Source organism: Spirosoma sp. 48-14, assembly GCF_001898575.1.
In the GTDB taxonomy this organism is placed as follows: Bacteria; Bacteroidota; Bacteroidia; order Cytophagales; family Spirosomataceae; genus Spirosoma.
In genome coordinates, this window is sequence record NZ_MKUD01000044.1 from 119728 (window position 1) to 131737 (window position 12010).

11 protein-coding genes are annotated in these 12010 nt (G+C 48.4%); 1 reads left to right on the forward strand and 10 read right to left on the reverse strand.

Annotation, left to right across the window (positions count from 1 at the left end; genetic code table 11):
* Positions 1-191: 191 nt before the first annotated feature.
* Positions 192-1268 (reverse strand): FecR family protein, encoded by a 1077-nt coding sequence (locus BGO59_RS22130; RefSeq protein ID WP_293686818.1) that lies wholly within the window; start codon positions 1266-1268, stop codon positions 192-194.
* Between the two features lie 149 nt (positions 1269-1417).
* The gene (locus BGO59_RS22135) at positions 1418-2017 is read right to left on the reverse strand and encodes a sigma-70 family RNA polymerase sigma factor (protein WP_293686820.1); all 600 of its coding nucleotides are present in this window, start codon (positions 2015-2017) and stop codon (positions 1418-1420) included.
* Positions 2018-2514: 497 nt separating this feature from the next.
* Between BGO59_RS22135 and BGO59_RS22140 the strand changes: the two genes are divergently transcribed.
* Positions 2515-3705 (forward strand): exo-alpha-sialidase, encoded by a 1191-nt coding sequence (locus tag BGO59_RS22140; protein ID WP_293686822.1) that lies wholly within the window; start codon positions 2515-2517, stop codon positions 3703-3705.
* A 153-nt stretch (positions 3706-3858) separates the two neighbouring features.
* On the opposite strand, the gene BGO59_RS22145 is transcribed toward BGO59_RS22140, so the two are convergent.
* The 8 genes from BGO59_RS22145 to BGO59_RS22180 form a co-directional block, all read right to left on the reverse strand.
* Complete coding sequence (locus BGO59_RS22145; protein ID WP_293686824.1) at positions 3859-5307, reverse strand: Gfo/Idh/MocA family oxidoreductase; 1449 nt, start codon at positions 5305-5307, stop codon at positions 3859-3861.
* Between the two features lie 136 nt (positions 5308-5443).
* Positions 5444-6331, reverse strand: coding sequence for a sugar phosphate isomerase/epimerase (locus tag BGO59_RS22150; protein WP_293686826.1), 888 nt, complete (start codon positions 6329-6331; stop codon positions 5444-5446).
* Positions 6332-6423: 92 nt separating this feature from the next.
* Positions 6424-7200 carry an SDR family oxidoreductase gene (locus BGO59_RS22155; RefSeq protein WP_293686828.1) on the reverse strand — a complete coding sequence of 259 codons (777 nt, stop codon included), beginning with the start codon at positions 7198-7200 and terminating at the stop codon, positions 6424-6426.
* Position 7201: 1 nt separating this feature from the next.
* The gene (locus BGO59_RS22160; RefSeq protein ID WP_293686830.1) at positions 7202-8227 is read right to left on the reverse strand and encodes a zinc-binding dehydrogenase; all 1026 of its coding nucleotides are present in this window, start codon (positions 8225-8227) and stop codon (positions 7202-7204) included.
* Positions 8228-8263: 36 nt separating this feature from the next.
* Complete coding sequence (locus BGO59_RS22165; protein ID WP_293686832.1) at positions 8264-8977, reverse strand: orotidine 5'-phosphate decarboxylase / HUMPS family protein; 714 nt, start codon at positions 8975-8977, stop codon at positions 8264-8266.
* Positions 8978-9289: 312 nt separating this feature from the next.
* Positions 9290-10003, reverse strand: a complete 714-nt coding sequence (locus tag BGO59_RS22170) for a LytTR family DNA-binding domain-containing protein (RefSeq protein ID WP_293686834.1) — start codon at positions 10001-10003, stop codon at positions 9290-9292.
* A 189-nt stretch (positions 10004-10192) separates the two neighbouring features.
* Entirely contained in the window at positions 10193-10792 is a 600-nt protein-coding gene (locus tag BGO59_RS22175) for a CAP domain-containing protein (protein ID WP_293686836.1), read from the reverse strand.
* A 445-nt stretch (positions 10793-11237) separates the two neighbouring features.
* Positions 11238-12010: type IX secretion system membrane protein PorP/SprF (locus BGO59_RS22180; RefSeq protein WP_293686837.1), on the reverse strand; the 773-nt coding region annotated here is incomplete at its 5' end.

Genomic DNA, 12010 nt, shown 5'->3' on the forward strand with positions numbered 1-12010 from the left:
TTTTAGTAAAAGATTTTGACATACTTTTGACTGTTTTTGTTTTTAGCAAGACAAAACAATTCCTTCCGGCACTGAGCAGGTGCTGGTTGGGTTCGGGAGAAGATGTAGCAGCATCTTCTCTTTTTTTGTGGTCAGGTTTACGGATTTTACTGCATGAGCTTTTTGGGGGTTTAGGATTAAATTGAGGCTACTTACGGACAACCTGATGACTCGATAACGAGTTGAGCATCCATCTCTTTATAGGTAGCCCCAATCGTTTGGCAGATTACCTCCAGTTGATCGATCAATGACTGATCGCTTAATGTGGTGGTAATAATGCAGTTGGCGAGCAATTCTTCATTGTATAAAATTCGTACATCATAGCGCTTTTCCAAAGCCTGCAATACGGTTGCAACTGGTACATCCTCAAAATAGCGTTTTTCGTTTCCAATGAACGGATGAATGGGTATTGGCTCTTCTACTAGTTGTTTCGACAGACTTTCGGTTTGCCGATTAAAAACAACCTGCTGATTAGGCAGCAGAATGAGGTGCTGGCTTTCATCACTTACTAAGCGAATCTGGTTTTGATTGTAGACCGATACTCGCCCCGTTCGAACCTTAACCAGCACTTGTTGTTCATTATCAAAAGCTTTAATATCGAAACTCGTTCCCAAAACCTGCGTAACCAGTTCATTAGCATATACATAAAATGGTTTTTTAGGATTGGGAGCGATTTGAAAAAAGGCCTCTCCACTTAAAAAGGTTTCCCGCGATTTGGTGGTAAAATGAGCCGGATAACTGAACCGGCTATTTTTTTTCAGGTAAACAACACTCCCGTCTTCCAGGCTGATCTTCAGGGGGGTATCATTCTGATTTACTTTTTCAATGAGTATGCTTTTTTCGGAAGCTTTTATTACCAATTTGGAATAAGTCGACGTTGACTTACTACGCTCTACCCATAGCCATCCAGCAACCAATACAACGACTAAACTTACGACCGTTGCGGTGGTCCAGTATCGCCGTTTAGGCCACCGGCCGAGCGGATCTTGATTGATCGTTTTTTCGCTAATTCGCTGCCATGTTCGCTCTTCATTAACCAGTAAGGTCTGCTTATCCTCGGCCCGATGAAGCTCTTGAATGAGTTGAAGTGCCTGTCGTATTACCTCCTGTTTATGCGGATAGTCCACCAGCACCTGCTGCCAATAAGCATCCTGTTGGTTGTGCAATGCCCACCGGATAAACGCATCATCGTTCAGGAAATCCTGTAATGTGAACTTGTTATACATCATCAACCGATTAAGCCCTTCTACTATACACAGTCATGTTTTCGAAAAAATTAACCAATAGAATTGCACTTTTTTTTCTTTTTCTTGAAGAATGCTGCTTAAACGCTCCGTTCGTTCACACTCTGGACTAGTTAAGGTAGGAATGGAATAAACTAAGGATGCAGAAGCACCCATACCAGAGAAAATATGCCTTTTAGCGTGAGTCGTAGCATCGAATAGGCTTTGAAGAGGAGATTACTAACAACTTGTTTGGGAACTCCCATGAGTTCTGCCGACTGATCGAGACTCATTCCATGGTAAAAACGAAGATTAATGGCTTCCTGCTGGCGGGGGCTTAATCGGGAAATTGCAGCTTGTATGTGGCGAGTTCGGTCAAGTATTGTTTCCTGCTCAACAGTCTGCTGTTCATTAGAAATAGAAACCAGGTAGTCTAGAAAATCATCAATATCTTCGGCATCATCAACTAAATTATTTCGAGTATTTTGGCTCAGTTGATTCCTTAGCGCCCGTAGTAAGTAGAATTTCGGTTCCTTTACAGAAGCTAATTGGGCTTTTCGACGCCATATATTGGTAAACAGATCCTGGATGGCATCTTCGAGGAGAAGCGGGTCTTTTGAAAATCGGGTGCCGTAATTGACAAGTATCTTAAAGTAGTGTCGATAGAGAATCTCGAATGCATCCTGATCTCCTCTTCCCAGAGATTCCCAAAGGTCAGTCTCATTATAGGTGTTGAATGAACCAGCAGAAGGCATACTGTTGCGTCAGAATCTAGAGTAAAGGTATAGGAATGGGGGTAAAATTAAACAAAATAAATATAAAATATTGATAACAGAAGAAACCAAAAAGACATCCCTATGCGACTTTTGTGTATCCAGACATACCCTGTGGGGAATACCAATTAAACGATAATGGGTGCTTTCCTGAAACTCGATAACCTGAACTTGCCACAAAACACTGGACAAATCTCTGAGCGACATTTTTAAATTGTCTGTTGTAATAGTCAATAGCCCAACGCGGGCTGCCTTCGTTGGCGATTGTACCGCTCCGGCAGCCCGGCAAATCGCGATGCATTCAACAACGGCCTGTTTGGCCTTAGTTCGAATTTGTATACGAAGGAAGGTGGTAGATATCTTTCACCATTTTTAGTTTATCTGAACCGTTTTCTATTCTTCGATAGTCCAATGCTTTCCTGAATGAGTATACCAGTTAGACTTATTGCCAAAGTCAGCAAAGCATTTCACCATCGTACATGAAACGAGTACTTACTCTTTTTTTTATTCTTCTAGCCAGTCGTCAATTCTGTACAGGCCAGGAGGCTAACCCGGCCATTGTTCGGCAAACTCTCATCTTTCCGGCCCAGGATAAACATGTACACGGCAGCAGCATCGTTAACCTGCCTAACGGCGATTTTCTGTCCGTCTGGTTTTATGGCAGTGGCGAACGATCGGCTGATGATGTGAAGATTATGGGCGCTCGTTTGCGAAAAGGCGAAACCACATGGAGCCAGCCCTTCATAATGGCCGACACGCCCAATTTACCCGACTGTAACCCGGTGCTATTTCTGAATAGCCAGGGCAAGTTATTTCTGGTCTGGATCGCAGTTGAAGCCAATCAGTGGGAATACTCCATCCTTCGCTATAGAACCTCAACAGATTATACGAAAAGTGGGCCACCAATCTGGAGTTGGCAGGATAATATCCTCCTTAAGCCTGGCGAAGCTTTCTCCCAGGAAGTTGAGAAAAAATTTAATGATCTCACCAGAAATACCGCAGGCTGGGGTGGGTATGCGCCTAAGTACGATAACATGATTATTGACGCTAGCCATGACGTCGGTAAACGCTCTATTGGCTGGATGACCCGGATCAAACCACTCTTATTGGGCAATAGCCGCATTGTACTCCCCCTCTACTCTGATGGGTTTAACTTTTCGCTCATGGCTATTTCCGACGATGACGGAACCAGTTGGAAGCCTGGTCTGCCTGTTGTGGGCCGTGGCCCTATTCAACCTGCTCTGGCTCGCAAAAAAGATGGCACACTCGTGGCTTTTATGCGCGACAGTGGTGATGAGCCCACCCGCGTTCACTACAGCGAGTCGAAGGATAATGGCGAAAGCTGGAGCGCTACCACCAAAACTGATATCCCCAACACAGCTAGTGTCGAATTGCTTGTCTTACATGACGGTCGCTGGGCTTTTCTGGGAAATGATATTGACGATGGTCGCTATCGGCTCAGCTTGTACCTATCCGACAACGAGGGTAAAACCTGGACGTGGAAAACCCGGATTGAAGATCATAAGCCAGGACAGGGTGGTTACTCGTATCCAAGTCTGATTCAAACTCCAGATGGCTTGCTTCACATGACGTATTCGCATCATGACGGGCGTGCGAATGGGAAGTCAATTAAATACGTCGTCGTCGACCCAAAACGGATTGGCAATTAACAATGCCGACACGTTAACACAGGAAGCACCTGTTTAAAGGTATACAGTAAGACAACGAGTTCATTCCTGCTCATAAAGTATTCACGCTAAACCCATAAAAAAGCTTGAGATACCGACAGATGCCGATACCTCAAGCGCTATAGTCATCCAACACTACAACGTCAGACTCCAGCCATCGCGGTAATCGCGCTTCACAAACTGGTTAGCCAGATCGTAGTTCGTAATTTTCATATTCGGGGCGTCGTAGTACAACTTCTTGCGCCCATTGTATCGCTCAGACGACCGTTTGGCCGATGGGTTATCGCGGAGCATCCAGCTACGAAGCGCCAGGTTGCCAATCAGAATGCTTTCGGTAAACGGAGCCGCATACTCGAACGGCGAACTGGTTACGCCTTTGCCATACCCGGCAATGCAGGCATCTACCCATTGCAGGTAATGGTCTTCGTTCGGAACCCGTGGAATGGTTTCGGGAATCGTAAGCAGTTGATTGTCTTTCAAGGGCAGTAACCGTGGGTTAGCGCCATAACAGTCGGCCATTAGTTTTCCTTTCGAGCCAATAAACAGTACGCCACCATCCGAATTGCCAAAGCTTTCGCCCGGTAGCAGTTCTTCGGGAAGTTCGGGCAGAATACCGCCGTCATACCAGCTTACTTTGATGTTTCCTTTGCTGTCCTTACGTGGGTAATCGAGGTGAATAGAGGTTGAAAATGGCGTCCAGTCTGGATTATCGTCCTGCGGGCGAAGCGTAAATGTCCAAGTACCGGCTACGCTGCATTCAACCGAAGTGGGATAATCGATGGGCAGAATTCGGAACACAGGGTCCATGATATGACAGGCCATATCTCCCAGCGCGCCCGTTCCATATGGCCACCAGCCGCGCCAGTTCCAGGGTAGGTAGGCTTCATTGTAGGGTACTTTTTTGGCTGGTCCGAGCCACAGATCGAAGTCCAGTTCTTTAGGAATCTCGTAGGTCTTGTCGGTTGGAATAGCCTGCGGCCATACCGGGCGGTTGGTCCAGCAGAGTACTTTATGCACCTCACCAATAATACCCGAATCGTAAATCTCCTTCATCCGACGAACGCCATTACCCGACCCGCCCTGGTTACCCATCTGGGTTATTACTTTATACTTTTTGGCAGCCTGACCCAGAATTCGGGCTTCGTAAATATCGTGGGTGAGTGGTTTTTGCGTATATACATGCTTGCCCAACTGCATAGCAGCCAGCGTTGCTACCGCGTGGGTATTGTCGGGCGTTGAAATCGAGCAGGCATCGATGTGCTTATGCTCTTTCGAAAGCATTTCGCGGAAGTCTTTGTAGTAGGTAGCTTTAGGAAAACGCTTCCGTGATTCGACCGACTGGCGATCATCGACATCGCAGAGGGCAACGATATTAACGTTGGGACTCGCCGAAAATGAAGCCAGATCGCTTTTACCTTTTCCGCCTGCCCCAATGCCGGCAATATTGAGCTTGTCGCTTGGCGCCACGAAGCCTTTTCCGAGGACATGACGGGGCACAATAAAAAAGGAGGTAGCCGCCAACGATGATATTTTCAAGAAATCACGACGGCTGTTTGCCGAAGATGCCGTATTCGTTTCTTCCATAATCTGGTATTGAAGTTAAAGCGTTTAGGAATAGTGAGCGGGACCAGTTTGTCATCGACTCTGTATACATACTGCTTTATCGGGTAATCGTACCTATAGCAAGCCGTTTTTTTGTAATGTGGACATTTTGTCCGCATTACACTGGCCAGTACTCCGCTATTTTTCGGCGAAGGAAAGCCACACTCCGCTCTAGCTGTTCCATGCCATCGACCCCATCTTCGATACTGATCCAGCCATCGAAGCCAACCCGTTTCAGCTCTGTAAAAATGGCATCGTAATCATTCAGGCCTTTGCCGATTTCACCATGACTGAGCCGTTTGGCATAACCAGCCGCCCCCCCTTCTTCCCGGCGCAGATCGTCGATAGTTCCTTCGAGCAGGTAGCGGTCGCTGGCGTGCATGGTCACCACCCGATCCGACACGCGGTACAGGAGTTCAAGGGGGTCTTCACCAGCCAGATAGGTATTGCTGGGATCGTAGTTGACGCCAAAGTTTGGATGATGAATCCGGTCGACAAGCTTACAGAATACGTCCATTTTCTGGGCAAATTCGGGATAGGTCCAGAAATCGTCTTTGTAGTGATTTTCGAGAATCAGCGTGATACCCCGCTCCTGCGCATAGGGCAAACAGGCCTCAATACATTCGGCAGCCAGCGACACCCCTTCGTCAATTGATAGTTCCGGTCTGCGCTGGCCCGACAATACCCGGCAGAACGAACCACCCAGTATATACGTCATATCGATCCAACGCTTTTGTTTCTCAATTTCCTGCGCCCGGAAGGCCGGATCAGGATGCGTAAAATCGGGTGAACAGCACATCATCGGAATAACGTTGCCTTTGGCTTCTACCTGCTGGCGAAATAGCGGCCAGTTGGTTTCGTCGGCCATTTCCAGAAATCCGGCATACCATTCCAGCCCATCAATATCGAGTTGAGAGGCTAACTCAATCCATTCTGAAACCGTCATGGTTCCGTCTTTGCAAAGCTGCTGCATAAAGGCCTTCGGGAAGGCGGCTAGTTGAGGCATAGGTTTAATGAGTGAAAGATTTAAAGAGTGAAAGAGCGAAAGAGTGGCTGACGCATCAATTTCGCTCTTTCGCTCTTTCACTCTTTAAATCTTTAACTTTTAGGTAAGTTTCGTCCAATAAACGGGAATTGTTCCAGGTCGACCACCTGGCCACTAATGGGGCCGCTTTCATCGGCCAGCCAATACACGGCAGCCGCTGCCATCTCATTAGGCATCAGCAACCGACCTGCCGGTGAAAGCTCAGCTGGCAGTGATGTATACCAGTCGTCGGGCATTCCCTGCTCGCGTTTTCGCTCGATTTCGCGCTCAGTCAATATCCAGCCGGGATTGATCTGATTAACGCGAACCCCATACTCCCGGTGAAGCGAATCGCCCAGATTGCGGGTCATGGTCAACAAAGCACCTTTCGAAATGCTGTAGGCCATCAGGCAAGGTTCGCCACTCCAGGCATTTACCGAGCCAATGTTCAGCACACAGCCACGCCGTTCCTGCAAATGCGTCAAAGCAGCTTTAATCAATGCAAAGGGTGCCAACGTATTGACATCAAGCACCTGGCGAAACAAATTCAGGTCGGTGGTCTCGATAGTCGATGAAGGTACCATCGCTGCATTGTTGACAATCGCATCCAGACGTCCAAAGGAAGCCAGTGCCAGATCGACCAGATGCTGCGGGGCATTTTCAGCGGTGATTTCTTCGATATGCAATACGGCGCGGTCTGCTCCAAACTCCGCCACCACAGCCTCGCCCAGCTCGCGCTCAAGGCCATGCACAACGACCCTGGCCCCTTCGGCCACACAGCGCCGGGCAATTGCTTTACCAATACCTGTGCAACTGCCGGTAACAATCACCACTTTGTCCTGTAATCGCATGCTATACGGGTTTAAGCACACTTTTCACTACCTCGCCCCGGTGCATTTTTTCAAAGGCTTCGTGCCAGTCGGTAATCGACCATACCCCACCTATAATGGGTTTTACATCCAGTTGACCACTGGCCAGCAAAGCGATAACACGCTCCCAGATCGGCCAGTTGTGGCTAAAACTTCCCTGAAGGGTAACGTTTTTCTGCACCAGCGGATCGAGCGAGAACCCTAGCGGCTGCGGCCCCCAGCCAACTTTGGTAATATGCCCATTGGGTCGCACCAGTTGCATGGCTAGTTTTAGTGTAGCACTGGCTCCAGCCGCATCGATTACACAATCGGCGCCAAGACCATCCGCTTGTTTGGCCCATTCGGAAGCATCGCCAACAATACCCGTACAGCCATATTGTTCGGCAATGGACAGCCGATGACGATCTGCCTCCAGACCCACAACGGCGACATCGGCTCCGCAAAGTCTGGCAACAGCCGCACACAGAATACCGATGGTTCCGGGGCCAAGCACAACGACCCGATCGCCGGGTTTTAAGCGCGTATTTTCGACGACCGCGTTGAACGCTACACAGCAAGGCTCGGTTAAGCAAGCCTGCTCAAACGCCAGTTGATCGGGCACATGATGCAAACAACGGGCTGGAACGCGTACATAGCGGGTCATAGCTCCATTAACACCATACCCAAACCCTTTACGAGTCGGGTCCAGATTGTAGAGTCCTCGGCGGGTCATGGGGTTAGTTGGGTCAATCACAGCCGCCGTTTCACTAACCACCCGGTCACCTTCGCGCCAGCCCGATACAAGACTCCCCAGTTCAACAATATGACCGCCAAATTCATGGCCCAGAACAACCGGATAATTAACGGGCCAGCTATGGTCGGCAGTCCACTGGTGCAAATCACTACCACAAACACCCACATTAGCTACCTCAAGCAATACATCCTCTTCGCCAATGGTCGGGCGCTCAAGTTCACGAATCTCGACGGAGCCTTTCTCCGGAGCATAATTTATTACCGCAGCAGATTTCATGGAATAAAGGGTAAGGAATAGGCAATGGTATCTTGCTTATATTGTAGGAAGGCCAACCACCACATCGCCATAGGCATGGATCGCCCCGCAGATTAGCCGAAGCGAATCTTCCAGATTTCCACCGGCCGTCTTAAAAGCATCGGCATCAATGGTTAACGGAGCGCCAAGTACAATCAATGGGGCACCGTATTCCGGGCAACGAATAGCTTGTTCGAGGCTGAGCCCGCCCACTGCCTGAACCGGCACCCGAACGGCCTGCACAACTTCCCGAAGCTGATCCAGTGGGCTGGGCATACGTAAGCCCTGAGCAGCAATACCCCGCCGTTCGTCGTAGCCAATGTGGTGAATAATGTAATCGCAGCCCAGATCTTCGAGCCAACGGGCACCCGCTACCATATCGGGGCACACCATATTATCGCCCATGACTTTTACACCGAAGTCATGTCCTGCCTGTACCACACATTTAATGGTTTCAGCATGGGCCCGCGCCATCACCACGACATGCGTGGCACCCGCTTTAGCCATCATTTCAGCCTCCAGATAGCCGCCATCCATTGTTTTCAAGTCGGCAACGATCGGAACTCCCGGAAAGGCTTCGCGCAACTTACGTACGCCATGCAGACCTTCGGCCAGAATTAAGGGTGTACCTGCTTCGAGCCAGTCGACCCCTGCACGAAGGGCCATTGCGGCCGTTTCAAGCGCTTCGTCAATATCGGTCAGGTCTAGAGAAATTTGAACAACTGGTTTCATGGAAACATCAGAACGAATCCGCAAAAATGGGATGTTAAGTAGTTAGTTGAGTCCTCAAACGTGGGGTCACATCCACAATCAAACTCAATCTATACTACTTCTTCACATGAAATTCAGACTATTGGATGCATTAATTTCTTAGCGACGTGATGCTTATTCGTAGAAACGCGTCGACACAAAACCCCCACTGTAGCTTCCCTAACTGATTAGGCAAATGAATTGCTGAGAGGTAAGTAACCCAGCCAATGCGAACTTGATCCCGTAAGTATGGCTTGATCAGGAAACATTAAAATGGCTCAATGCTCTAACTGTCTAGCTCCGCAGAAACATACGTTTTCGTGGGTCGACAAGATTGAGTAAGTTCTTTTTGTAAGCCCGACCGATTGGAATAGGCTGCTGATTTATCTGCACCGTTGACTCTAAAATCCGTTCGATATAGTGAATATTGATAATGTATGCTTTCTGCACCTGAATAAAGCGATCCGTCAACTCCAGCGCTAGCTTACGCAACGATCGTTTCAGCACATATTTTTGATCGACGGTATGGATAATCGAATAATTACCTTCCCCTTTAATCCAGTAAATTTCATCTAACGGTATATCTATACGTTGTCTGCGTTTATCGGTAGTCGTAATGCTGTTGGCAGCAGGAAAAAGGGTAATGGGTTTCTGAGCAAACAATATTTCAATGGCTGCCTTTAGGCCAAACACTTCAAAAGGTTTTACCAGAAATCCTATATTAGGCATCGTGATGGCTCGCCGTAAATAGTCATCCTTGGTGTAAGCCGTTTGAAAAATGACCGGCAATTGCTTATAATTTTGTGTAAATAAGCCCAACGACAAGCCATCGGGTAAAACAATATCGGCGATCACTAAATCAGGAAGTTGCTCATGAAGTTTCTGGTTAGCCTCGGCAATCGAACTCGCCAGACGAACGCTAGCCACATCCAATTGACCAAACATAGCCTGAAGACTAAACTGCCAAACGGGATCGTCTTCAATAATGAGGACATTTAAATTAGTCATATCTCGTCACGGTAAGTACTTCTGAATTAGCCGTTTAGACAGAAGTCCATACGACATCCCACAATGCCCCGACATGGATTCTTGCCAGCTACGTGTACCGAATTGGCTACCTCCTGGCAAACAGCCTTACTATTTCTGGTAGTGAAGTCGGCATAGCAGGCATAGGAAGCACGAATCGATTACGTCGAACTACTGGCGGGTCCCGAAATCGGTCACCCAATAATGCTTAAATGTGCTTTTTGAATTGTAGGAATACCCCACTCCCAGATTCCGATAGTCGGGGTTCATAATGTTCTGGCAATGAACCGTTGAACTTAACCAGGCATCGACTACCGATCGGGCCGTGGGGTAACCGGCGGCAATATTTTCGCCAGCCAAACTCCATATGTAGCCTTCCACAGTCATCCGATCCCAGGGCTGTGAGCCGTCTCGGCCAGTGTGGCTAAAGTAATTGTAGGTAGCCATGTCCACAGCATATTTATCAGCGGCTCCATTCAGTCTTGAATTCAACGTCAGTAAGGTAACCGGCGGATAAACCGTAGTGCCGCATAAACACGTTTGCGAACGAGCCTCATTCACGTAGGCCAGCACTTCCAGCTGTAAGGTCAGGACGGCATCACGAGCCCCAACGTGTTCGATTCCATCAGGTTCTGGCTTACCAACCCCTCCGCTCGTATGTATCGAGGAGGTGACCCGCCCCGGAATATCCTTAACATCCAGTTCCGACTGGCAGGAGACAAGTCCCAGCAACAAAAAAAGAAAGCCAGTTAAGCCGTAATAATTTCTCATAAAAGGCAAGTTTAAAAGGTACGGAGCTAAACAGGGAACGAGCGTAGAGAATCCGATAAACAATCCATAAACAATTGATAATCAACCTATATAACTATCTCTTTCATTAACACTTTATGTGCCAGATAGGAATCTATAAGTATAAATTTTAAAAAATAGTATATATATAAAATAATAGGTATGCAACCAGAAACCCTAGCCGAAATACCTGCTTTCCGACTGACGGGCCACAAAGTGCAACTCTGTCCGTTTCTTCTAGCTTAATCGTACTTTCTGGAATGATTTAACCTGGATATACCGCTAAAACTCTCATTCCAGCCAGATGGGCACACCCGGATTGGCTCCTGTTCAGGAAATCAATCCGGGTGTACAGACAAGAAGCAGATAGCCCGTCTTACTTATCTGGACTCAACTAGCTTAGTATTCGGTTTATATCCCAGCCAGATTAAAAATACCTCGGCGTCAGGATACGACTCCGCCCAAACCCAAACTCATACCGAATCATGATCTCGTGCGAACTCGGCGCTACACTCTGCAAACCGTTCATCGTCCGATCATACGCATAACCGAACCGGAACTGATCCGTCAACTGGACCTCCAGCATCCCAACCAACGCATCCGTCGTGTAGGTCGACCACGTCGAAAACTGGTTCCGACGAATCGAAGCACCAAGCGCGATCCGGTCGGCAAACCAGAAGTTGATGTTCCCATCAAAACCCAACGGAGCTCCTTCCGCATACTTCACCAGCATCGAGGGCTTCATCTTCACCACCGGACTCAGGCCCACCACAAAACCAGCCGCCAGATACGCATGACGAGCCTGCACCGACCGATAATCCCCTACGTTGTACTCACTCAACCGATTCTTGATCAACCGGGGGACCGATAAGCCCAGATACGCCTTGTCGTTGCTCAGATAAATCCCCGTCCCGAAGTTGGGAAGGATCTTGGAGATGTTGCTGGCAAAAGCCGGATCGATCTGGTTATCGGGTGACGTCCGTACCTCCAACAGGTTAGCCTGGTAGCTGGAGGCCCCCGCCTGTAAACCCAGTGCCAGCGTGCTTTTCGTCCCTACTTTAATGCGAAACGCATAGGAGGCAAACGCACCCGCTTCCTGAATCACACCGGCCTTGTCGCCGTACAGCTGTAGACCTACCCCCACCCGTTCCCGGTTTAGCGGCATATCCGCCGTGAAGGTTGCCGTCTGGGGAGCCCCTT